Origin of the sequence: Allobosea sp. 2RAB26, from assembly GCF_052115465.1 — a bacterium.
Classification (GTDB): domain Bacteria; phylum Pseudomonadota; class Alphaproteobacteria; order Rhizobiales; family Beijerinckiaceae; genus Allobosea.
Genome location: NZ_JBFRGS010000003.1, coordinates 123,222 through 146,843 on the forward strand (window position 1 = coordinate 123,222; position 23,622 = coordinate 146,843).

The window sequence follows — 23,622 nt, forward strand, 5'->3', positions numbered from 1 at the left end:
CAGCCTTCGCCTGGGGCGAGGGCTCATGAGAACGATGAGGGGTAGAGCGTATGACCAGGCATTCCGACGGCGTCACCGTGGTCGACCATCCGCTGGTCCAGCACAAGCTGACGCTGATGCGGGAGAAGGATCGCTCGACCAAGAGCTTCCGGCAGCTCCTGAACGAGATCGGCATGCTGCTCTGCTACGAGGTCACGCGCGACCTGCCGACCGAGCTGATCGAGATAGAGACGCCGCTGACCAAGAGCATGCAGCCGATCATCGCCGGCAAGAAGCTGGTCTTCGCGCCGATCCTGCGCGCCGGCGTCGGCTTCCTCGATGGCATGCTGGAACTCGTCCCGGCTGCCCGCGTCGCTCATATCGGGCTCTATCGCGATCCTGATACGCTCCAGGCGGTCGAGTATTATTTCAAGGCCCCGTCCGACATTGCCGACCGCATGATCGTGGTCATGGACCCGATGCTGGCCACGGCAAACTCGGCCGTGGCGGCGATGGATCGGCTGAAGGAGCGCGGTGCCAGGGACCTTCGCTTCGTTTGCCTGCTGGCATCGCCTGAAGGGGTCGCACGCCTGCGCGGTGCGCACCCGGATGTGCGCATCTGGACGGCAGCGATCGACGAGCGCCTGAACGAGCACGGCTATATCGTGCCGGGCCTCGGCGATGCCGGCGACCGCATGTTCGGCACGCGCTGACACAAGGATTGAGGCCCGCCCCATCGCTGGAGCGGGCCGGATCTGAAGAGCGACCGGGTCTCGATACAAGGTCGCCCTTCGGATCGTTTCGATCACCGGTTATTCGATCACCTGGACGATGCGGCGAGTCTGCGGCTCGACCAGGACGGCACGGTTGTTGATGACCGTATAGCGATAGTTCGGAGCATTATACTCCGCCGGAACCTGACGGTAGACCACGCCCTGCTCCGGCAGGACCGTGCCGACGGCAACGGGCTCGGCATAGGTGTAGGACGGGACCCGCTGCTCGACGACATACTGGCGGAAGCGCGGTGTCGTCGCGTCGCCGATGATCGCGCCGACCACCGCGCCGCCGACGCCGCCGACAACGGCACCGACCGGACCGCCGACAACCGCGCCACCGACGGCGCCGCTCACCGCCCCGCTGGTTGCACCGCCGACCGCGCCGCCCTTCGGCGCTGTATCCGTCTGGGCAAAGGCCATCGCAGGAGTTGCAGCGATAGCAGCAGCAATAAGGAGCTTCTTGATCATTTTCATTCTCCTTCGAAATCGGGAAACTGGGAGGAGAACGATGTACTGCAGATTAGGTTCCGGAATTTCGAGGTAACGAGATGTGACTGACCGCGAAAGAACTCGCGATCGGTCCGCGATATCAACGACTAACGTCGATCACGACGTGAATGTCTCGCTTGCCGAGGTCGACGACTTCGGTCCTTCGTGGGGGGCTGTTTGGGGTGTCGAAGAGCTCGCTTACGGTCGCCTCTTCCGAAAGGAAGAGGAAATCTGCATGCGCGCCTGACTCGGGATAGGCGTCGATCGAATGCCAGGTGCCGCGATGCAGCAGGATGCCGGTTTGTTCGAGGCGGAAGGCACGCAGATTGGCACCAGTCGGGCAATCTGCCTCGCGCGGTGCGACCACGAGGATGGCGGATGGTCCTCCCAGCGGCATCCGGGTTTCAGTGACATGAAGATGCCGTTCCATGACCCGCACGACGAAGGGGCGGGCGTGATAGCGCACGATCTGGAGCCTGGCCTGGCTCTCGGCGCTGAACGGCTTGATCCAGATGTCATAGCCCTCGCGCCCGGCATCGCGGGGCCCTTCCGGCGCAAGCAGCCGGCCATAGGGCGCGAAGGTCTCGGCGGTGAGAGGCTCGATGGTGAGGCTGATAGTCTCGGTCATGGCGCGATGCTATCGGTTCGGGGCCAAAAGAAAACGGCGGACCGCTGGGCCCGCCGCCATGGAAGCCGATAGGGAGGGCGCTTACTTCGGCGCCGCCGCCAGGGTCGGGCTGAGCTTGTCGGCGTCACGCTTGATCAACGCGCCGAAGCCGGCGGGCGTGCGCTCCTCGGCGCTCGGCATCACGGTGCCGAGATCGAGAAGGCGCTTCTTGACGCCTTCGTCCTTCAGCGCCTTGTCGAGTGCATCGACGAGCCGGTCGACGACCTCCTTCGGCGTGCCCTTCGGCGCGGCGATGCCGTTCCAGGCCTCGATCTGATATTCGGGCATCCCGGCTTCCTTGGTGGTCGGCACGTTCGGCAGGGCGGGCGAGCGCTCGGTCGAGGCAATCGCATAAGCCTTGATCGTATCGGCCTTGACCTGCTCGGCGACGCTGACGATCTGGTCGCACATGAAATCGATCTGGCCGGAGACGAGATCGTTGAGGGCCGGGCCCGTGCCGCGATAGGCGACGGCATTCAGCTTCGGCACGCCAAGCTGACCCTTCAACAGCGTGCAGGTCGTCCATGAGACCGATCCGACGCCGGCATGGGCCTCGTTCACCTTGTCGGTGTTCGCCTTCACATAGGCGACGAACTCCTTCAGGTCCTTCGGCTCGAAATTCTTGCGGGCGACGATCAGGATCGGCGTGCCGCCGGCGAGGCCGATCGGCTGCATGCCGTTGATCGGGTCGTATTTCAGGCCTGGATAGGTCGCCGGCGCAGCCGAGAAGGTGCCGAGATGGCCCATCGCAATGGTGTAGCCGTCGGGCGTTGCGGTCAGGGCGCGGGTGATGCCGGTCGTGCCGCCGGCGCCCGCCACGTTCTCGATCACGACCTGCTGGCCGAGTGTCTTCGACATGTTCTCGCCGACGATGCGGGCGATGATGTCGGTCGGGCCGCCGGCAGCGAAGGGCACGATCATGGTGATCGGCTTCTCCGGATATTTCGACTGTGCCTGCGCGCTGCCGGTGAGGGCGAGCGCAACTGTCGTAGCCAAACCAAGTACGAGTTTCTTCATGTGGATCCTCCCAGAGATCGGTGACGTAGCGTGATGGTGAAATGGATGGCGAGGCAACCCCGTCATTCGGTGAACACCTCGTCGCGCTTCTGGGAGATCGATGGCAGCAGAGCGACGACCAGAATGATCACGGCGACGGCCAGCAGGCCGCCGGAGATCGGCCGTTCGATGAAGGTCATGAACGAGCCGCGCGAGATGATCAGCGCCTGCCGCAGCTTCTCTTCCATCAGCTTGCCGAGCACGAAGCCGAGCAGCATCGGGGCTGGCTCGAAGCCGAGCTTGATCAGGATGTAGCCGAACAGGCCGAACAGCGCCGTGAAGGCGACGTCGACCGGCTGGTTGTTCACCGAGTAGATGCCGATGCAGCAGAAGATCAGGATCGCCGGGAACATCAGGCGGTAGGGCACCTGAAGCAGCTTCACCCAGACGCCGACCAGCGGCAGGTTGATGATCAGCAGCATCAGGTTGCCAATCCACATCGACGCGATCATGCCCCAGAACAGTTCTGGGTTCTTGGTCATGACCTGCGGGCCGGGGATGATGCCGTGGATGGTCATCGCGCCGACCATCAGCGCCATCACCGCATTCGGCGGGATGCCGAGCGTGAGCAGCGGGATGAAGGCCGTCTGTGCGCCGGCATTATTGGCCGATTCCGGACCTGCCACGCCTTCGATGGCACCGCGGCCGAAGCGCGAGGGGTCCTTGGCGATCTTCTTCTCGATCGTGTAGCTGGCGAACGGGCCCAGCACCGCGCCGTTGCCCGGCAGGATGCCGAGAATGCCGCCGATGGCGGTGCCGCGTACGACGGGCAAGAACGACTGCTTGATGTCGTTCCAGTCCGGCAGCAGGCGGCCGATCTTGGCGCGCACGACGTCGCGCGTCTCGGGATTCTCGAGGTTCCTGAGCACCTCGGCGAAGCCGAACACGCCCATTGCAAGCACGGCGAAGTCGATGCCATCGGACAAAGGTGGGAAGCCGAAGGTCATGCGCTCCTGGCCGGTCTCGAGATCGGTGCCGATCGTCGAGAGCAGAAGGCCGAGCATGATCATGCAGAAGGCCTTGAGGATCGAGCCGCGCGCAAGCACGACCGCGAAGCAAAGCCCCATGACCATCAGCGAGAAATACTCGGCCGGGCCAAACAGCAGTGCGAGCTTGGTCAGGGGCGCGCCGAGCGCGGCGATGATCAGGGTGGCGACGCAGCCGGCGAAGAAGGAGCCGAGCGCTGCGGTTCCGAGCGCGACGCCGGCGCGGCCCTGCTTGGCCATCTGGTGGCCGTCGAGGGTGGTGACGACCGCTGTCGCCTCGCCGGGGATGTTGACCAGGATCGCCGTAGTCGAGCCGCCATACTGGGCGCCGTAATAGATGCCGGCCAGCATGATCAGAGCGCCGACAGGATCGAGGCCGAAGGTGATCGGCAGCAGCATGGCGATGGTGGCGATCGGCCCGACGCCGGGCAGCACACCGATCAGCGTGCCGACGAGGCAGCCGGCGAAGGCGAGTGCGATATTCTGCAGCGAGAGCGCGACGCCGAAGCCGAGCTGCAGGTGTGCAATCATTTCACTCATTGAATCAGATCCCCAACAGCCAGGGTGCCAGGGGGATCGGCAGGCCCAATGCATATTTGAACAGCAGCGCGCAGAAGGTCGTCATAACGAGCGCGAAGATCACCAGCTCCTTGATCTTGCGATCATCCGCGGCCAGGCCGGAGATCAGCACGACGAGGGGGCCTGAAACGACGAGACCGAGCTGCGGGACCTTGATCGGCCCCAGATCGAAGCCACGAATGGTGAGGCCGAAGACGACCGCGCCGCCGAGCACGAAGATGACGCCGCGCCAGGACCAGCCCGAGAGCTTCTCGCCGTTATAGCGCAGCGAACTCAGGGCCAGCAGCGCTCCGAGCCCGGCGCAGATCACGGCGAACGCCTTCGGCAGCATGCCCGGCCCGATCTGCCGCAGCGACCCCATCGGCAGATCGCTGGCGAGGAACAGCGCCACGACAGCGAGAAGGATCATGAACAGCCCGGCGGCCAGATCCTGTTGCGAACGGACACGCAGCCCCTGCGCGCGTTCAATAGTGTTCAAGCTCATCAGGCTCCTCCAGTCTGCGGTCTGGCGGTCTGGGCCGCACGCTTCAGTTTTTTGACAGGCATTGTGAATGGCAGGACGTTTTTCTCGTCGATCAACGTCACGCTTTCGCGAAGGATGTTCAGAAAGTCGTCGCGCGCTGCGAGCTTCTGGTGCGGACGCCAGGCGACGCCGACGAGGGCGCCGGGCGGCGGCGGATCGAGCAATGCGCCACGCAGGCGGCGCATGGTCACGCCCGGAAAGGTCAGTCGTGAGACCCAGTCGGGGGCGAGCGCCATGCCGAGCCCCGCGGCGACCGCAGACATCATGGCAGGTTTTTCCGTGGCCTCGATCGTCACGTTCGGCACCGAGCCGACGCTTTCGAAATAGGCCATCACGAGATCATAGGCGAAGGGCCGGATCCGCTTGGACGGAACGACGAACGGCTCGCCGATCAGGTCGTTCATCGTCAGGCTCTCACGGGCGGCGAGAGGGTGGCTCTCGTTGAGCACCACGATCGGCCGTTCGACACGCAATATCTCGAAGGCGCAGTCTGTCGGCTTGCGTGGCGGACGTACGAGCGCGATGTCGAGCTTGCCGGCTTCCAGCATCTGGATCAGTGCCGCGGTCATGGCTTCGACAAATTTGATCTCGATACCGGGATGGCGTTCGCGGAAGGCGACGAGCGCTTGCGGGACGAAGCTGGAGGAGGCGGCGTCGATTGCGCCGACCCGCAAGACCTTGCTCGAGGCGAGCGAGGCTTCGCGCACGGCGCGCGAGGCATGTTCCATTTTGACGAGGATGCCCTTGGCTTCCTCGAGCATCAGCAGGCCGGCGCGGGTCAGCGCCACCTGACGTGTCGTGCGCGTAAGCAGACTGACGCCCAGCTCGTCTTCCAACGTGCTGATCTGGCGCGAAAGTGCGGGTGGTGCGAGGCCAAGCCTTTCAGCCGCGCGGCCGAAATGCAGCTCCTCCGCCACCGCGATGAAGCATCGCAGTTGCCGAACATCCATGACGATCGTCTGCTCCCCTCTGGCGTATCGCTTTTTGCGATATCTTCCAGCCTTCGCGGTTATGGCCTTTAGCGGCTGGTGCCGTGAAAGCGACCGTAGAGCAATTCATAATTTTTTGGCAACAAAGCCGTGGACCTAGCCGCGGCTTTCCTTGGGATGAGGGTCCTTGCGGCGCCGGAAGAGCCGTCCGTCGATCAGGGCGAGGCCGAGGAAGATCGCTGCCATGCCGAGGAAATGCCGTGGCAGCAGCGCTTCCCCGAGCAGCCCGACGCCAAGCAGGATGGCGCTGACCGGCACGAGGAAGGTCACCAGCATGGCGTTGCTGCCGCCGGCGCGCCGCATGATCTGGAAGAAGATGACATAGGCGAGCGCGGTCGAGAGCAGGGCGAGTCCGACCAACGCGCCGATCGCGGCCCTGGATGGGAACGGGAGAAGCCATGGCGGGGCGAGGAGCAGGACCAGTGGCAGGGTCATGACCGTCGTGGCGCTGAGCTGGCCCGTTGCCGTCACCAATGGCGGGAGCTCGCGGAACCGGCGGCCATAGAGACCGGCAAAGCCATAGGAAAGTGCCGCCGCCAGGCAGGCGAGCTGCGGAAGCAGTGCATTGCCGAGCCCACTGATCACATCCGGGCCCATCAGGATGGCGACGCCGACGACACCGGCCAGCACGCCGGTGATCTTAAGTGGTGTGGCCTTCTCGTTGCTTCCGAAAAGATGAGCGACGACCACGCCGAAGACCGGGGTCGTCGCATTCAGGATCGCGGCGAGGCCAGCGCCGATCTGCGTCTGCCCCCAGAAGATCAGGCCGAAGGGGATGAGGTTGTTCAGCAGGCCCATGCCGAAGAAGGCGAGCCACATCCGGCCGCCCACTGCCATCGTCAGGCCAAGCGCGCGCACGGCGACTTGGAGCACGGCTGCCGCAAGCGCGACCCGCGCCAGCACCACGGCGAGCGGCGGCCACTCCGTCACCGCGATCTTGGCGAAGAAGAAAGAGCCGCCCCAGAGCAGCGAAAGCACGAGCAGCAGGAGCCACTCGCGCGTGCCCATCGCGGGAGGCGGGGAGGCGGGAGTGGAGGCCATGGGCTCGGTCCTTGACGCGATCCTGAAACGCAGTTGCAGGATCGCTAGGGTGAAGTCAGGCGGGCCGCCACCCGCTTTCTGATCAGGCGGCTTCGGCGTCCCGTCCCTGCCACATCGCCTTGAAGGCGGGGCGGCCCTGGCAGGCTTCGAGCCAGGCCTTCACATGCGGGACGGCGGCAAACAGCTCGGGCGCGCCGGTCTGGGCATAGCGAATGACTTCGGAGACATTGATGTCGACGACGGTGAAGCGACCGCCGACGAGATAGCCGGCCCTGGCGAGGGCATCGTTGAGCACGGCCAGAGGCGCGCGTAGGGCTTCTGCCGCGGCGTCGGCCAGTTTGGCGTCGCGCTCCGCCGGCGGCTTGGCAATGCGGTGATAGAGCGTGTTGAGCGCGTTGGTCTCGCATTCGGTCGCGGCCCAGAGCGTCCACATCGCAGCAAGCCCCTCTTCCTGGACGTCTTTCGGCGCCAGCGGCCCGCCATGCTTGCGGGCGAGATAGAGGTTGATCGCGAGCGATTCGTGCAGGACGAAGCCGTCATCGTCGATCGACGGAATATGCCCGTTGGGGTTCACCTTCAGGAATTCAGTGCTGCGGGTATGGACCGGTGCGTCAGCCGCCTTGGGATCAGGCACCCGGCCGGCCTGGATCACAGGCACGTGCCTGAAGGAGAGGCCAAGCTCGTTGGCGAGCCAGATATTGCGCGTCGCGCGCGAACGATAGCACCCGTAGATCGTCAGGGTCATGAGGCAGGCTTTCAGGTTGGGGGTGGTCAGACGGTCTGGCGCAAGGTCTCGCGGGCGATGATCAGGCGCTGGATCTCGGAGGTGCCCTCATAGATGCGGGTGATGCGGGCATCGCGGGCATAGCGTTCGACGGGGAAGTCGCGGCAATAGCCGGCGCCGCCATGAATCTGGATTGCCGTGTCGGTGCAGCGATGCGCCGCTTCCGAGGCGAAGAGCTTGGCCATCGAGGCTTCCCGGGCGAAAGGCTCGCCGCGATCCTTCCGGGCGGCGGCGTCGAGGATCAGCAGCCGCGAAGCATGCAGATCGAGCTCGCGGTCGGCGATCATCCATTGCAGGCCCTGGAAGTCGCTGAGCGCCTGGCCGAATTGCTGCCGCTCCTTGGCGTAGGATTTCGCGGCCTCCATGGCCGCGCGGGCGATGCCGAGCGAAACGGCGGCGACGCCGATGCGGCCGCCGGCCAGCTCGCCGACCGCGACCCGGAAGCCGTCATTCTCCCGACCCATCAGGTTCGAGGCCGGGATGCGTGCGCCCTCGAAATGGATGGTATTCGTGGCCGAGCCGGTCTGCCCCATCTTCTTCTCGGCCTTGCCGACGCTGACGCCCGGCGTGTCGGCCGGAACCAGAAAGACCGAGATGCCCTTGCCTTTCGGTGCGTCGGGGTCGGTCACGGCCCAGACGACGAAGAGGCCGGCATATTCGCCGCTGGTGATGAAGATCTTCTGGCCGTCGAGCACATAGCTGTCGCCGTCGCGGCGCGCCCGCATCCGCATGCCCGCGGGGTCTGAGCCCGCTCCGGCTTCGGTCAGGCAGAAGGCGCCGGCCGCATAGGTGCCGTCAGCGAGCTTCGGCAGATAGGCGGCCTTGTGCGCGGCCGAGCCAACCGCCTGGATGACCTCTCCGACCATATTGGTCACCGAGGTCGTGACCGCGGTCGAGGCGCAGGCGGCCGCGAGTTCCTCCAGTGTCAGCGCGAAGGCGACCGTGCCGGCCTCGCTGCCGCCGAACTCGCCGCGGACATTGAGCGCCATGAAGCCGTTTTCGGCGAGGGTCTTCAGATTGGCCAGGAATTCGCTGCGACCCTCGCCGCGATCGAGAGCCTCGGCCAGCGGCGCCAGCCGGTCGGACGCGATTTTCCGGGCGGCTTCGCGGATCAGTCCTTCCTCGTCGCTCAGCGCGAATTCCATGCTGCCCTCGTCGTTTCGTGCCCCGACCTTAGAGGGCCGGCACTGAACCGCCAACCGGCGTGATCGGCTCGTTCCTGCGAAGATGGACGCGCGTTCCCGCACATGCGCTCCGGTCACGGAGATGGGGGTTGACGCGATGAGCCTTCGGGTGCATCTCGGCCTCGCTGCAAGCCTTCCGGCGGCAGTTTCACAGGAACCCCGACCCAATGCCAACCGACAGTCCCAGTCGACAGTCGATGCCGTCTGACGCCGCTTCGCGCGCCTGACCGGGGAAACCGGCTCGCCTGCGATCGGCCATGACGGCCGATCAAAGGATACGAGCTATGAATGCCGTTGCTACCGCACCGGAGCGGGATCTTCTCGCTGCAACCCTCGCCCAGACGCTGGCGCGGGACCATATCGCCGACATTGTCGAAACCCTGAACGACCAGGACGTCGAAACGGTTGCCGCCGTGCTCCTTGCCTTGCCGTTCGAACGGGCCGTCGAGGTGCTGGACCAGCATGAACTGACGGCGGCCTCCGAAGCCCTCGGCTTGATGCCGGAAGCGCGCGCGGCGCAGTTCCTGTCCGCCATGTCGGCGGACCGCGTCGCCGACGTGGTCCCGGAATTCGACGAGCCGTTGCGCCTGCGCCTGCTCGGCCGTGTCGACCACGACACGCGCGCGACGCTGAATCGCCTGCTCGCCTATCCCGAGCAAAGCGCGGGCTCGATCATGACGACGGAATTCGTCAGCGTCCCGGCCGACTGGACCGTCGCGCGCACGCTCGACTACATCCGGCATGTCGAGCGTACGCGCGAGACGATCTATGCGATCTATGTCCTCGATCCCGCAACCGGGAAGCTGGTCCGCGCCGTTTCGCTGCGCCGGCTGATCAGCGGCGATCCGCAGGCGCTCGTCGCCTCTGTCGTGCCCGAGATGAAGCCGATCAGCGTGACGCCGGAGGTCGACCGGGAAGATGTCGCGCGGCTGTTCACGAAATACGACCTCCTTGCCGTTCCCGTCATCGATGCGGGCGAACGCGTCATCGGCATCGTCACGGTCGACGACGTCATCGATGCGATGATCGCGGAGACGACGGAGGACGTGCAGAAGCTGGGCGGCATGGAGGCGCTCGACGAGCCCTACAACGAGATCAGCTTCGGCCGGATGATCCGCAAGCGCGCCGGCTGGCTCAGCATCCTGCTCATCGGCGAGATGCTGACGGCCTCGGTGATGCAGCACTATGAAGGCCAGCTCGAGAAGGCGATCGTGCTGACTCTGTTCATCCCGCTCATCATGAGCTCGGGTGGCAATTCCGGGTCGCAGGCCACCTCGCTGCTGATCCGGGCGCTGGCGTTGCGCGAGATCAAGCTGAGCGACTGGTGGCGGGTGGCGCTGCGTGAGATTCCGACCGGCCTCACGCTTGGTGCCATCCTCGGCGCCATCGGTGTCGTGCGCGTCATCGCCTGGCAGAAGCTCGGTCTGTACGATTATGGCGAGCACTGGGCCCTGATCGCGGCAACCGTCGGCGTGGCTCTGCTCGGTATCGTCACCTTTGGCTCGCTCACCGGCTCGATGCTGCCCTTCATCCTCAAGCGCCTGGGTTTCGATCCGGCGAGTGCTTCGGCTCCCTTTGTCGCGACCCTGGTCGATGTCACCGGCCTGATGATCTATTTCGGGGTGGCCGCGATGATCTTGAGCGGTACCTTGCTTTGAACGCCCGGCTGCAGGACGGGCACGGCTCCATCATCGAACCGGATCTCGTACCCGCTCAGATGATGTAAGCCTTCCGTGCTCGCATCGGCCTGCCCCGAAAACCGCAATCCCCGTCCCGGGGCAATGCCTTAGCCGGCGCGTCCGTTCTGCACTGCGACCGTGGTGGCGGGCCCGGGCTGCCTGAGCTTCTCGATCTGGCGTTGGTGGTCCTTGAACTCGCTCAGCGCCGTGCCGCCCAGGGTGTGGTTGCTCGGCAGCTTGACCTTCATCGGATCGACGAAGTGGCTGTTGATCGTCACCTCATAATGGACGTGAGGTCCGGTCGAGAGGCCCGTCGTGCCGACGGTGCCGATGATCTCGCCCATGCGGACAGTGGCCCCCGGTTTGATCTGCGAGCCGATATTGGCCATGTGGTTGTAAGCGGTAGCGTAGCCGTTCGCGTGCTCGATCTCGACGCGGTTGCCGTAGCCGGCATGCGGGCCGGCGGCGACCACCTTCCCGTCACCTGCAGCCATGATCGGCGTGCCGCGGGGCGAGGCCCAGTCGACGCCGCTGTGAAGGCGTGAATAGCGCAGGATCGGGTGACGGCGCATACCGAACGGTGAGCTGATGCGTCCGATCTGGACCGGGCGGCGCAGCAGGAGCTTCCGCAGTGAAAGCCCTTCTTCGTCGAGATAGTCGACATCCCCGGTCTCGGGCGAAGCGTAGCGATAGACGCGGTGGGTCTCTCCCTCCGCCGTCAGGGCGGCATAGAGCAGCTCACGGCGGCCGGTCGAGGCGGCCTCGTCGTCGCTGAAGATCATCTCGAGGCGATCGCCGACATTCGTTCGCTGCTTGAGATCGAGATTCGATGCGAAGATGCCTACGAACTCGTCGATGAGTTCACGCGGTACCTGACTCTTGACCGCGCTGGCATAGACGCTCTGGAAGAGGGTGGCGCGCTCGCCGCTGTCCTCGTCGTCGTCATCGCTGCTGTCGTCAGCTGGATTGTGGTGCGCGTCATTCTTGGCCACCGCGACGAACCGGCCGCCATCATCTGCCGCAGCGATCTCTTCCGGGCCGGTTTCGTCGAAGAGAATGACGCGCTGGATGGTTTGGCCGCTGCCCTCCGGTGCGATCAGGAGGCGCAGATGCTGGCCTTCCGGGAGGTCCGCCTTCGCGCGCTTTCCGAGTGCGGCGACGATGGCCGCGACCCGCCGGTCGTCTGCGCCGTTGTTCTGAAGGATGGAGGCCAGGGTGTCGCCATGGCCGAGCATGATGTCGCGTTCTTCGAACGGTCCCTGAGAGCCGGTGCGCACAGGAATATTGGTGACGTTCTCCGGGATGATTCTGACATCCAGAGAGCCGAATGCCGGTGAGCCGAGGGGAGCCGCCTGCTCCGTTTCGGCTTCCCCGGCCAAGCGAAGGGTGCGCGAGAGAATGCGCTGGTTCGAATACTCCAGCGGCGGTTGCGGTTCCGATCCGGAGAGGCGGAGCAACTCGGCAACCTGCTCGGCGGCGGCAGTATCGGAGAGGCCGGGCTCGGTGCCTGTCGCCGCCTGATCGGATAGATCGCGCCTCACGACCGACACATCGGCATCAGCGGGATCGACTGCCGCCTGCGGCGCAGCCTCTCGACCGGCACTGGGCGGAGAGCTGAGCGATTCGAGGTCGGGCATGTTGGGAGCAGCTATCGCGAGCGGCGAGAGTTCCGCCGCGACATGGACGAGTGCATGGACCTTGGTGATTTCGCGCGCGCCGACCGTTTCGGTGAGCGGCGCACGGAAATGACGCGCTGTGCCGATCGAGAACCCGCGCTGCACAAGCAGGTCGCCCTTGCGGGCCGAGCCGTTTGCACTGGTGCCGCGCGGCAAGGCCGTGACGGCCCTTTCCGGGCTTCGCGTGGCGGGGCTATCGGCCTCGGAAACCAGCAATGACGAGGTCAGCAATCCGGCTCCGACCAGCCCCAGAAGCAGGCTGGCCGAAAGCCACCGTCCCGAGAAGGCGGCATGATCGCGCAGCGGCATGGGGCTCGGGCGAGGCGCAAAGGGATCGGTCAGCGCATCGGCGTTTTCGTCGTAGAACGGGCGCAACACCACTCCGTCGGTCGGAACTCTTCGCGACTCTGCCTGCGAGAACGGGGTGCCTCCCTATGTGCGGCGGGAAGGGGCGAAACTATGACGGCAGAAACTTTTCACCCGCGGCCCGTCAGCGCATGCGCGTGCGAGACGGTTCGAGGATCGTCGTGAACCGGTGACGTTCTGCTGGTCGTCATCCCCGGCCGGGATGGCGATGAGCCCGAATCAGGACGTCTCTCGGTCTTCCTCGACACGGTTGCGCCCCGCGGCCTTGGCGACATAAAGCGCGCGATCGGCGGCTGTGACGAGCGCAGGCCAGCCTCCGTCCTGGTTTTCTCTTCGGGCGACGCCGAAACTCGCGGTCACCTCGATGCTTTGCCCCGTTTCCAGCGTGAAGGGGGAGGCCCGCAGAAGCGTCCGGAGCCGCTCTGCGACGTCGACCGGCGATTCGACGTGTGGATCCATCAGGAGGATGGCGAACTCCTCGCCGCCAAAGCGGGCAATGACGTCGTCGCGCCGCAGCGCCGAGCGCAGGCGCTGGGCGGCTTCCTTGAGGATCGCGTCTCCCGCGGCATGGCCGAATCGGTCGTTGACGTCCTTGAAGTAGTCGATGTCGAGCAGGATCAGACCGATACCCGTCGGGTCGGCTTCCCCGTCATGGAGGTGAGCGACCAGCCGCTCCAGGGCGCCCCGGTTCAGCACGCCGGTCAAGCCATCGGTGTCGGCCCGTTTCCTCAGCTTTTCCGTCAGTGCCGCGCGTTCGTTGTCCAACGTGTTGCGCTCGATCAGCCGCCGGCGAAGCGTATCGAGCGCCAGGAAGAGGCTGCGCATCTCGCCCCGCATGCCCCGACCGTCGATGGGCTCCTGCACGGCTCCGTCGGCGAGGGCAAGGACGTGGCTGCGGGCGCGCAGCAAGGGCCGGAACAGCAGGTTCTGGCTGGCGACGAGCAGCGCGAGTTCGATGATGAGCGCAAGGCAGGTCGCGGCCACGACGGCGATGAGGGACCGCAGAGCGACGTTGCGCTCCATCTGCAGATGCTCGACGGTGACATCGAGATAGGCGTCGCGAAGCTGCTCCAGCGGTGCGAATGTCGGCACGATCAGATGGGTGAAGCTGGTCGGGGTGACGCCAAAATCGCCGGATTGGCCTGCTTTGAGCGTTCGCTCGAGCAGCGCCATCCCGTTCCCAAAGAAGCGCTCGACGACCGCCTGGTGCGCAGCGGCGACTCGCGCATCGTCGCTCGCCCCGGTCTGTTGCCCGGCGAGTTCCCACAAGGCGAGCACCCGCCCCCGGCTCAGCTCGAACGCGCCCCTGCGGTCGAGATCGATCTGCAGGCCGCTGGCCATCGGGATGACCAGATGGGAGCCGAGCCGCCCGGCATATTCGCGCAGCTCGCTCAGCATGCGCGCGACCATGGCGTGGCCGACGAGATCGGTCTCGCCAGCCAGGAGGCCGGTCATGACCATGGACAGCATCGGCTGGGCCGCATCGAAGACGCCGAACATGGTCTCGACCGCCTGCTCGATCTCGGCATTGCTGCGCCCTGACAGCGGGCGGCTGGCGAGAGCGTCGACTTGCTGCCGGGCCGAGGCGAGCGTCTGGACCAGGGCATCCAGCGATGGCTTGAGTTGCGCGGTCTCGGAAATCCGCGCCAGCGCGGCGTCGGTCTCGGCGCGAAACGCGATCAGCCGCTGGCGGGAAGGGCTGTCGAGCGACGGCTCCTCGCCCAAGACGCTGTTCGTCGGCCCCCGTTCAGCAGTCAGCCGATTGGCCGCGTCCAGGGCGAACCGGAAGGCCTGCAGCTTGGAGAGATTGTCGCGACTGGCGTCCAGATCGCTGTAATAGCTGGCGATGAGTGTCAGGCCGAGGGCCAGTGAACAGGCCATGACCAGGATGATCGCGGCCCAGAACCGGTAGCTCAGATTGGGATGCTCTGAGCCAGGGCGGTCTGCGGCATTTCTTCCAGCGGGAACCATGGCAGACAGAATTTACTCGCATCACCCTTGGGAAACTGCCCAGGGGGCGGATATTCCGCTCAGAATATCGCCGCAAGGGGAAAGTCCAGGCGGACCGATCCCGGGCCGGTGCCTTCGGAGGCAGAGTTGCTCCGAACGTCAGAGCTTAGGCGCGCAGGACGACATCAAAGTAAAGGGCATGCGGGGCAGCTTCCGCTGCGACAAGGCGGCGCGCCCCGAGATGTAAACCGAAGGCGCGCGGGCCTCAGCCCGCCAGGACGCGCTGCGGCGGGAAGGTGATCTCGACCAGCGTGCCTTCCTTCTTGACGCTGGTGATGGTCATCGCCGCGCGGTTGGCTTCGACCAGCGCCTTGGTCAGCGGCAGGCCCAGGCCCGTGCCTCCGGCGCGTCGCGTCGTCGGCACCTGGCGGAACGGCTCCAGCGCCATTGCGATTTCGCTGTCGTCCATGCCGATGCCGGTATCGCGGACCCGCAGGATCGCCTCGCCCTGATCGCCGAGGGCCGTCGAGACGATGACCTGCCCGCCGGCATCGGTGAACTTCACCGCATTGGAGAGCAGGTTGATCACGATCTGACGGATCGAACGCTGATCGGCCACGACCGGCGGCAGCTTGGGCGAGAGCCCGGAGCGCAGCACCACGCGTCCACGTTGAGCCTCCGGCTGCAGCAGATTGACGACGGACAGCGCGATCTCGTTCAGATTGACGCTGACGAAGTCGAGATCGAGCTTGCCGGCCTCGATCTTGGCGAGGTCAAGCAAGTCATTGACCAGGCTGATGACATAGCCGCCCGACTGGTGGATGTCGCGCAGGTATTCCTTGTAGCGTTCATTGGCGATGGGCCCGAAGCGCTCCTCGGCCATGACCTCGGCGAAGCCGATGATCGCGTTCAGCGGCGTGCGGATCTCATGGCTGATCTTGGCGAGCACGTCCGATTTCTGAGCGCTGGCCTTCTCGGCCGCCTTGCGGGCCTCGACCAATTCGCCTTCGGTCTTCTTCCAGGCGGTGATGTCGCGCAGCACGGCACAGAAGCGTCGCTCGGCGCCGTCGGCGATCTGGCCCATGGTCATGAACAGCGGAATGCGGCCGCCCTGACGCACGCGCGCCATGACCTCGCGCCCGTCATTCATCACCGAGGCGACGCCGCCGCCCTTGAGGCCTTCGAGGTAATCGAGAGCAGGAGCGTGGCTCTCCGGAGCGAAGAGCAACGTGAACAATTCGCCTGAGACCTCCCGCTGGTCGTAACCGAACAGGGCCTCCGCGGTCTTGTTGAGCGAGAGAATGCGGCCGCGCTCGTCGACGGTGACGACGCCGTCGGTCGCGGTATCAAGCACCGCGATCATCTCGCTGATCCGGGCTTCACGGGCGTCGATGTCGAGCCGCAACGCGTCGACGCGCGCCGCAATCTCGGCCTCCTCGGCCTCGAACTCGGCTGCGAGTTCCGCTTCTTCAGTCTCTTCCGCGGTCAGGACCTTGACCTCGCCGCCGCCATCGGGATGACGGAAGGCCATCAGCGTCGCGGGCTCGCCTTGCCATGAGACGCTCGACAGGCGGGCATCGACACTGACGAGATGGCCCGTCCGATCGACCAGGATCATGGTGCCGCCATCGGAGCGGGCCGCTCCCTTGATCATGCGGCTGATGCCGCCGCCGGACGTCAGGTCGGCGAGATCGGCGTAGTCGAGCAGATCGAGAAGCGTGCGATTGGCATAGAGCGGTTCGTCACCGCGGTTGACCAGGACTGCAACGGGCAGGCGGTCGAGCACATCGGCATGCGAATTCGGCAGGCGTTGCCGCGCCGCAGCTGCGGAGGGGGCGTCGACCGACGGCACCGGCTCGGAAACGAAGGACGCTTCCGCCGCAGCGGGCTTCGATTCCGCTGCCGCCGTGTCGACCGGCTCCGTCGGCTCGGGTGCCGGCTGGCCAGGGCGGTCGGCTTCTTCGTTCAGGCGCAACGGGACCGCCGGTGGCAGCCGGGGCTCGCCTTCGTCGTCTCCGGCGATGCGGGCGCCGAGCGCCTTGGCGATCTCGCGGAAAGCATTGCGCTCAGCGGAGGTCAGCAGCGCCTTCGAAGGTTCGAGCAGCGGTCTGACCGTTGTGAGATGACCGTTGCGAAGCGGCACGACATTGGCGCCGGCCTCGTTCGGAGGCGGAGTTTCGGTGCGAGCCGCCGGTGTCGGCTCCGTGGCCGGAACGTCGATGCTCATCTCCGGGGCTTTGCCTTCGTCGGCGCTGTCGGCGGACACCGCGACGAGCGGCGCGGGACCAGCCTCATCGGAGGCTGGGGCAGGGGGGGGCGGCGCTGAAGCGGGCACGGGGCTGTCCGACGCATCGGTGGGCAGCGGGAATGGTTCGCGCTCGATCATGCGGGCGAGACCAAAACCACGGAAACCTGCAAGATCACGCTTCGCATCGAGGACGGGCACACCGGAAAGCTCGACCCGAACCCCTTCGGCGAGCCCGGCAGTCCGCCACAGGACCGGGTGTCCGCTCCAGGTGGTGGCGGAGGCCAGCCGCTGGATCAGACTGCCCTCGCGGTCGAGCAGATCGCGGTCGATCAGCTCGAGCCAGCTACGACCGATCAGGCCTGCGGCGGCATCGGTCCCGACGATCTCGGCAATATCGGGCGAAAGACTCGTGAAGCGGCCGTCAACGTCGCTTTGCCAGACGAAACGCACGGTCGCGCGCTTCGGTGCAGCAATTGCCGGCGCCGGAGCGGGAGAAGCGACGGTTGCGCCCGGGGCAGATGGCGCCACGACACGTGGAGCCGGCGGAACCGTAATGCCGAGTCGGCGCAGCTCCGACGGAGCGATGGCGATCGCGAGGATCTGTTGACCCTCTGGTCCCGTCAGCAACTTGCAGCCGCATGTCACCAGCGTGGCAGTGAAGCCGGGCGTCAGCCGGAGGCGTTCAAGGCGCAAATGATCCCGCGGAGCGAGCCCGCCGGCGAGCAGTGCCAGCCTGTTGCGCGTTGGTGTGGGCAATGATGTGCCATCGGCGTGCTGGCCGAGCAGTGCTTCGGCGCCCGCGTTGACAAAGCCGACCCGGGAAGTCTTCTGGTCCCAGAGCATCAAGGCGCCGTCCGCAATGAAGGGCGCCAGCGCTGCGTCTTTCGCTGCGTCTGTTCCCTGCATCGCCCAATCCTGCCCGGGTTCGCTCATTCCCATCCGCTCGTTCGGTCTGCGCCGATATGGCTAACAAAGCCTTAATAGCGGGCAAATGACTGCAAATCCATGGAACTGATGAAGGCTCTCCCGCGTCTGATCGAAACAGCGTTAACGTAGCGGGGTCACGCGATTGTCATTGCGCCGCAATAATGATATTGCAGTGCACAATCGAGTGGTAAACCAAGCCATCCACAGCCAGGAGGATAACCCATGACCGGCAAGACGCCTTATGAAGTGCCGACCGAGATGCGCGAGTTCGCCGAGCGCAGTGTCGAGCAGGCCCGCAAGGCCTTCGATGGCTTCATCGGCGCGGCCCACAAGGCAGTGGACGGTGCGCATGGTTCGGCCGAATCCGCACGCGTCAACGCTCAGGACGTGACCCGCAAGGCCATGACCTATGCCGAGAGCAACGTCGCCGCCGCCTTCGATCTCGCCCAGAAGCTGGTCAAGTCGAAGGACCTGACAGAGGTCCTGCAGCATCAGTCCGAATTCTTGAAGTCGCAGGTTGCGGCTCTCCAGGGCCAGCTCAAGGATCTGGGCGTTGCCGCCCAGGAGGTTGCGGCCAAGGCCGCCGAGACCGCCGCCAAGGCGACCAAGATGAAGTGAGTCGCCAGCGGCGCAGTACTGTGCCGCTCCACGCGACAAGGTCATTGGCGCCGGGCCAGGGCTCGGCGCCACCCGTTCGCTCGCTGAAGGAGAATGACGATGGCTAAGCCTGCTCCGCCAAAGATCGGATCAAAGGCTCCGATCAGTCTCGCTTCCGTCAAGGCCCTCTCGGGCGACGCGCCGACTGAGTCGAAGGCCGCGCCAGCAATCCCGGCCGCGACCGGTCCGGTCGTCGGTGCGCCGCCTGCTGCTTTCGCTGCTGCAGTGGCCCCAACTCCAGTTTCCGCCCCTGCCAATCCTGCTCCAGCGCCTGCGGAGCCCGTCGCGGTTGCGCCGGTCAAGCCGGCTCCCGCGCCCGTCGTCGCCAAGCCGGCAGGTCCCGTTGCCGCCGTATCGCCGGCAGCTGCTGTCGTGGCCAAGCCGGTTGAGCCGCTGAAGGACGCCGCCAAGCCTCCGGTCGCGCCGGTCCAGGTCGCGAGCGCTGTGCCGCCCGCCAAGGTCGCCGCTGTCCCGGCCTCCGCCCTGCCGTCTGCGGCCGTGAGCAAGCCGGTTGAGCCGCTGAAGAGCGCCGTCAAGCCTCCGGTTGCGCCAGTCCAGGCCGCCAGCGCTGTGCCGCCCGCCAAGGTCGCCGCTGCCCCCGTCTCGGCGCCAGTCGCGCCCGCTGCCAAGTCCGGGGTGGCGCGCCAGCCCGCAGCGGCTGCGGCCAAGGCCAAGCCGTCGACCAAGGTTCGCGTCGCAAAGCAGGTGACCAGAAAGCCGGCTGCCGCTGCCAAGGCAGTTTCGACTGCGGCCACCAGCCAGCCGGCCGCTATCCTCAAATCGGCCGCAGAAGTCGGTGCCGCCGCCGTAAAGACCGGCACGGAAGTCGTGAAGAAGGCGACGGCGACCGTCTCCGCAGACGTTCGGAAGCTTGCCAGCGCGGCCCCGCCGGTTGCGGCCGCTGTATCGCCGCTTTCGCGCCCACCGGAATTTGCGACGCTGACAGCTTCGACCTGGCTGGCTCAGATGCTCGCCGCTGCACGCGTGGTCGGCGCGCTGCAGGCAAAGGTTCTCGACCATGCCTGTACCGAGCTGAAAGCAGCATTGAGCGAGGCGGAGACGCTCGCCAGGACGGACAATCCCGCCGATGCGGTGGTGATTCACGCCAAGGCGTTGCGCCGTGGCTACGAGGCCTATTCCGCCCATGTGACGGATCTGGCACGCACCGCGCAGGCCGTTTTGCGGCGGGATTGAAGGGGCAAACGACGGCGCGCTGGATTTCGTGTGGTGCGGTGCATTTCGGCGGTTGCAATCGCGCCGCGACGGCACTAGGTTCCGCGCCGCCGGCCAGTTCGCATCCTTGCGCGGTCTGGCAGGGCGCCCGAAGGGCGCCGAGAGTGCCGTGCAGCCATAGCTCAGTTGGTTAGAGCGCTAGATTGTGGATCTAGAGGTCCCCCGTTCAAGCCGGGGTGGCTGTACCATTCCCCCCCCCGTTGAAAATCATCGATCGTGTCGGAGGCGTGTCCGGTTGGACTGGCCTCGCCTGTCGGGGCTCCGCGCGGATTTGAGCGACCCGACGCGTGGGCTCCCGGGCTCCCTTTCGAAGTCGCCGCGATTCGGGGCAGTGCCGTCCAGATGAAGCGGCGAAGCCGCTCCATCGTCGAAGCGGCCATGTGCGGCACATCCATCGCGGGATGGGATGTCAGCGCCCCAGTGGCCCTGATCAGCGGCCGGTGCGGGCCTTCAGGCGTTTTGGTGCCATCAACGTCCGCGCGCTTGTGGTGGGGCTCGGCACGGGCGCGTGGCGGGGCAGGGTGTCGGTGTCTGCCAAAGGCGTCGACATGCTGCGGCATCGGGCGAGGCCGATCCGCCGTCAACGCCCCCGCGTGATCTGCGCCGCAGCCGCCGTCAGCATCGGCTATCCCCCTGGTGCGGCGCGCGTCAAATAGACCGGCGACGCGCATTTCGATGGTGGCTCACAGGCGCCACATTCCGGACGCGCGAATCCCATTTTCGACTCGGGTGTCGGTGGTGTCGGTGATGTCATCGGTCCTTCCGTCGAAGTAGATGTGATGTTATCCTCCCCAGCGCTTGTTATCTTCAAAGTCCCGGGGACCTGAAATGACAAAAGTTAAACTTGCGATTTTCACAATGGCGACGGTCGGAATCGCCTTCACCGGTCTTGCCGCGACAACGGCTCCCGCAAATGCTGTCATTTATTGCAGCTATATCGGTTATCCCGCCGGGTGCGTCGCGCGGCCCGGCGTTCGTCTCGTAGCTCGGCCCGTTGGGGTCGGTGCCGTGACAGCGCCTCGTCCGGGCAATCGCAATGGTGGGGTCAACAGGGTCGGCGTCCGTCGCTAGCGCCTAATTCTGTTTTCACGAGCCATCAGAGCCTTCGCTGATCGTTCAGCAACCGCCGGGCGCTTTTGAACGCCTCGCGGTTGCTCAATAATCGGGGAGGGCTGTGCTCGTGTGCTGCCGCGCCTGAGCTCCCAAAGGGGTGCGTCAATTGGGTCGAGATGGGGCAATCGAACCGGAAGCGAAGCGGCGGATTCCGACGTTGAGCTCAGAGGTTCTCCCTCGATTCCAGATTGAAATGGCATAGCCCGAGATTGGATGTCCGGCTCTCGGATAGCGGACTTGAAGTTCGCTTCGCTCCGAATACAACTTGTGCAGCCGAAGTGGATCAGTCCATTGTTGTGGCGTCGCTCGTAAATGCCAAAAATGAGCGACGTCCCAGCCTCGCGCGCAGGCACGACAACAGGCCGCTTTTTCCGTCATCTGAGCTGAGAAAGAATAACGACTGGCGGATACTGAACTCGAGAAAACCTGCTGACGAGCTTTCGACGGTCTAGTCTGGCATCGCCTCCCATTCTCAATCTTTGGATAATGAAGGAACGAACCATGCGCAGCCTCGCCTTTGCCACCGCAGCTTTCATCGCCTTCGCCGCAACCGGTGCGAATGCACAGGTCGAGCTGAAAACCTACGCCGACGCGAACGGTTACATCGATGTCCAGAAACTGACCTGTGCCCAGCTGGCCGGTACTTTCCAGCAAGACGCCGATCTCCTGACGACGTGGTATAGCGGTTGGTACAATGGCCTTGGCAAAAAACACTTCATCAACGTCGCGCGGGCCAGGGAGGCCGAGCACGAGACCATTGTCTACTGCAAGGCCAACCCAAAGGTGACAGTCATCAAGGCGATGGGCCTGGTGTTCGACAAGATGCGCAAGGAGCGTGGCATCGTCCTCGCCAAATGATGCGGGTCGCGCACCGGCGCCGCTGATCGCCCTCGCGCGGCGTCGCGATTTGGCCGAGTGACGTCCTTCCGACGCTGCGCTTGTGGGCTGAGCTTTCGACGGTCTTGAACCCGTTGCTGGCGATTGCCATATCACTATCAAGCGGAAGGGCTTCGCCTTCCGCCTGCGGAGTGCTGCGCCAGCGGGCTCCGATCGACAGATGAGGCGCCTTTCGAGGGCTTCTGCATGACGCGTACGCCTAGCCTGTCCCATCCTTTCCTGCTTGGGTTCGATGATATCGAACGCGCGCTGGACCGGGTCGCGAAAGGCGCAAGCGAGGGATATCCTCCCTACAATATCGAGCGCATGCCGCGCACGGAGGATGAGCCGGATCGTCTCCGGATCACTCTTGCCGTGGCGGGGTTCTCGCGAGACCAGCTTGAGATCACGCTGGAAGAGAATCAGCTCACCATTCGTGGCCGACAGAGCGACGACAAGAGCAGGCAGTTCCTGCATCGCGGCATCGCGGCGCGTCAGTTCCAACGCTCCTTTCTGCTGGCTGACGGAATGCAGGTACTCGGGGCGGATTTGTCAAATGGCCTGCTAGCCATTGATTTGGTCAGGCCGGAACCGGAGCGGCTCATCAGGCGTATTGATATTATCAGTCGCGATTGAGCCCAAGGTCGGAACGAAGGCTTCGCGGTTGTGCTTTCGTTCATGATCTGGTGATCAACATAGGAACCGCCATTCGCACTGCTCAAAGGAGGGCGCGATGACTGAAGAGACCAATGTTATTCGCACGCCACCACTGACCCAGGCAGAATTCGCTGCCCTTGGCACGGGCGAAGTGGCCTATCTCAAGCCGATGAGTTCCGAGGAACTGCTGAGGATCTTTCCGCAGGCTCCGGAAATCGAGCCGGGCCTCAAGCTCTTCGCGCTGCTCTCCGCCGATGGTGCGCCGATCCTGGTAACCGATTCCCGGGAAGCTGCGACCGCCAATGCCTGGGAACACGACCTGCGGATGGTCAGCGTGCATTGAACTGCGAGCGTCAGGCGGTGGCGATTTCCGCCACCGCAGCCTGCAGTTTCGCAATGTCGAGCGGCGTCGAGAGCCGGTGATCGCCGTCCTTGATCAAGGTCAGCGTCACGGGATCGCCGCTCAGGTGTTCCACCAGCTTGATCGCATGCTGCCAGGGCACGTCGGGGTCCTGCATTCCCTGAAGGATATGGACGGGGCAACCCGTCTTGATCTCGCCGCCGAAGAGGAGATGGCTGCGGCCATCCTCGATCAGCGCCCGCGTGATCGGCGTCGGCTCCGGCGAATAGGCGGATGGGCGCTGCCAGACTCCGTCACGCAGGATCGTCTCGCGAATCGCTGTCGGCATCTGAGCCCACATCAGCTCTTCGGAGAAATCCACCGCGGGCGCGATCAGCACCATGCCGGCGGGAGCAAGAGCGGTGCCCCGCAGTCTCCGGGCCGCGAGCAGCGCAATCCAGCCTCCCATCGACGAGCCGACCAGGACCGGGGGCGCCGCGCAGCGCGCGGCAATGACGGCGAGCGTGTCCTCCAGCCAATGCGACAAGGTCCAGCGACCGAAATCGCCACCGGTCTCGCCATGTCCGGAATAGTCGAAGCGCAGGAAGGCGCGTCCGCTGCGGCTTGCCCATTGCGCGAGTGCGTCAGCCTTGGTCGCCCGCATGTCGGAGCGAAAGCCGCCGAGCCAGACGACGGGATGTCCCGTTCCCGGCTGCTCCAGAAAGGCGATGCGGCGGCCGTCCGCGCCGTTGCCGACATCAAGCCATTGCGGGGCAGGCTGCTCCACCTGAAATCTCCTGTGACGAATCTGTCCTGTCAGGGCATTATAGGCTGGGATCGGCCCTGT

General features: G+C 65.2%; 20 protein-coding genes and 1 tRNA gene. 8 read left to right on the top strand and 13 right to left on the bottom strand.

Features of this window, described 5'->3' with window-relative positions; all coding sequences use genetic code 11:
• Positions 1-50: 50 nt before the first annotated feature.
• Entirely contained in the window at positions 51-692 is a 642-nt protein-coding gene (upp, locus tag AB4118_RS06300) for a uracil phosphoribosyltransferase (RefSeq protein WP_441488943.1), read from the top strand.
• Positions 693-791: 99 nt separating this feature from the next.
• Here the strand turns inward: upp and AB4118_RS06305 are convergent, their stop codons facing one another.
• The 9 genes from AB4118_RS06305 to AB4118_RS06345 form a co-directional block, all read right to left on the bottom strand.
• Entirely contained in the window at positions 792-1,223 is a 432-nt protein-coding gene (locus AB4118_RS06305; protein WP_441488944.1) for a DUF1236 domain-containing protein, read from the bottom strand.
• A gap of 121 nt (positions 1,224-1,344) precedes the next feature.
• Complete coding sequence (locus AB4118_RS06310; RefSeq protein ID WP_441488945.1) at positions 1,345-1,872, bottom strand: ureidoglycolate lyase; 528 nt, start codon at positions 1,870-1,872, stop codon at positions 1,345-1,347.
• Positions 1,873-1,953: 81 nt separating this feature from the next.
• Positions 1,954-2,928, bottom strand: coding sequence for a tripartite tricarboxylate transporter substrate-binding protein (locus AB4118_RS06315; protein WP_441488946.1), 975 nt, complete (start codon positions 2,926-2,928; stop codon positions 1,954-1,956).
• Positions 2,929-2,990: 62 nt separating this feature from the next.
• Entirely contained in the window at positions 2,991-4,493 is a 1,503-nt protein-coding gene (locus AB4118_RS06320; protein WP_113518957.1) for a tripartite tricarboxylate transporter permease, read from the bottom strand.
• 4 nt (positions 4,494-4,497) lie between these two features.
• Positions 4,498-5,016, bottom strand: a complete 519-nt coding sequence (locus AB4118_RS06325; protein WP_441488947.1) for a tripartite tricarboxylate transporter TctB family protein — start codon at positions 5,014-5,016, stop codon at positions 4,498-4,500.
• Positions 5,016-6,005, bottom strand: coding sequence for a LysR family transcriptional regulator (locus tag AB4118_RS06330; protein ID WP_069877455.1), 990 nt, complete (start codon positions 6,003-6,005; stop codon positions 5,016-5,018). Before AB4118_RS06330 ends, AB4118_RS06325 begins: the two co-directional genes overlap by 1 nt.
• 135 nt (positions 6,006-6,140) lie before the next feature.
• Positions 6,141-7,085 carry a DMT family transporter gene (locus tag AB4118_RS06335; protein ID WP_441488948.1) on the bottom strand — a complete coding sequence of 315 codons (945 nt, stop codon included), beginning with the start codon at positions 7,083-7,085 and terminating at the stop codon, positions 6,141-6,143.
• An 82-nt stretch (positions 7,086-7,167) separates the two neighbouring features.
• Positions 7,168-7,830 (bottom strand): glutathione S-transferase family protein, encoded by a 663-nt coding sequence (locus AB4118_RS06340; protein ID WP_441488949.1) that lies wholly within the window; start codon positions 7,828-7,830, stop codon positions 7,168-7,170.
• Positions 7,831-7,856: 26 nt separating this feature from the next.
• Positions 7,857-9,014, bottom strand: a complete 1,158-nt coding sequence (locus AB4118_RS06345; RefSeq protein WP_441488950.1) for an acyl-CoA dehydrogenase family protein — start codon at positions 9,012-9,014, stop codon at positions 7,857-7,859.
• 323 nt (positions 9,015-9,337) lie between these two features.
• On the opposite strand from AB4118_RS06345, the gene mgtE reads away from it, so the two are divergent.
• Positions 9,338-10,711, top strand: a complete 1,374-nt coding sequence (gene mgtE, locus AB4118_RS06350; RefSeq protein ID WP_441488951.1) for a magnesium transporter — start codon at positions 9,338-9,340, stop codon at positions 10,709-10,711.
• Positions 10,712-10,839: 128 nt separating this feature from the next.
• On the opposite strand, the gene AB4118_RS06355 is transcribed toward mgtE, so the two are convergent.
• The 3 genes from AB4118_RS06355 to AB4118_RS06365 form a co-directional block, all read right to left on the bottom strand.
• Positions 10,840-12,783, bottom strand: coding sequence for a M23 family metallopeptidase (locus AB4118_RS06355; RefSeq protein ID WP_441488952.1), 1,944 nt, complete (start codon positions 12,781-12,783; stop codon positions 10,840-10,842).
• Positions 12,784-12,993: 210 nt separating this feature from the next.
• Complete coding sequence (locus AB4118_RS06360; protein WP_441488953.1) at positions 12,994-14,655, bottom strand: GGDEF domain-containing protein; 1,662 nt, start codon at positions 14,653-14,655, stop codon at positions 12,994-12,996.
• A gap of 334 nt (positions 14,656-14,989) precedes the next feature.
• Positions 14,990-17,905, bottom strand: a complete 2,916-nt coding sequence (locus tag AB4118_RS06365) for a sensor histidine kinase (RefSeq protein ID WP_441488954.1) — start codon at positions 17,903-17,905, stop codon at positions 14,990-14,992.
• Positions 17,906-18,121: 216 nt separating this feature from the next.
• On the opposite strand from AB4118_RS06365, the gene AB4118_RS06370 reads away from it, so the two are divergent.
• The 6 genes from AB4118_RS06370 to AB4118_RS06395 all read left to right on the top strand — a co-directional run bounded on the left by AB4118_RS06370 (position 18,122) and on the right by AB4118_RS06395 (position 22,778).
• Complete coding sequence (locus AB4118_RS06370; RefSeq protein ID WP_069877448.1) at positions 18,122-18,517, top strand: phasin; 396 nt, start codon at positions 18,122-18,124, stop codon at positions 18,515-18,517.
• A gap of 99 nt (positions 18,518-18,616) precedes the next feature.
• Positions 18,617-19,750 (top strand): hypothetical protein, encoded by a 1,134-nt coding sequence (locus tag AB4118_RS06375; RefSeq protein ID WP_441488955.1) that lies wholly within the window; start codon positions 18,617-18,619, stop codon positions 19,748-19,750.
• Positions 19,751-19,900: 150 nt separating this feature from the next.
• Positions 19,901-19,977: transfer RNA gene (locus AB4118_RS06380), tRNA-His, on the top strand.
• Between the two features lie 1,426 nt (positions 19,978-21,403).
• Complete coding sequence (locus AB4118_RS06385) at positions 21,404-21,760, top strand: HdeA/HdeB family chaperone (RefSeq protein ID WP_441488956.1); 357 nt, start codon at positions 21,404-21,406, stop codon at positions 21,758-21,760.
• Positions 21,761-21,985: 225 nt separating this feature from the next.
• Positions 21,986-22,414, top strand: a complete 429-nt coding sequence (locus AB4118_RS06390) for an Hsp20 family protein (RefSeq protein WP_043233104.1) — start codon at positions 21,986-21,988, stop codon at positions 22,412-22,414.
• A gap of 97 nt (positions 22,415-22,511) precedes the next feature.
• Entirely contained in the window at positions 22,512-22,778 is a 267-nt protein-coding gene (locus AB4118_RS06395; protein ID WP_441488957.1) for a BQ00720 family protein, read from the top strand.
• Positions 22,779-22,788: 10 nt separating this feature from the next.
• Here the strand turns inward: AB4118_RS06395 and AB4118_RS06400 are convergent, their stop codons facing one another.
• Entirely contained in the window at positions 22,789-23,562 is a 774-nt protein-coding gene (locus AB4118_RS06400; protein ID WP_441488958.1) for an alpha/beta hydrolase, read from the bottom strand.
• Positions 23,563-23,622: the final 60 nt, after the last annotated feature.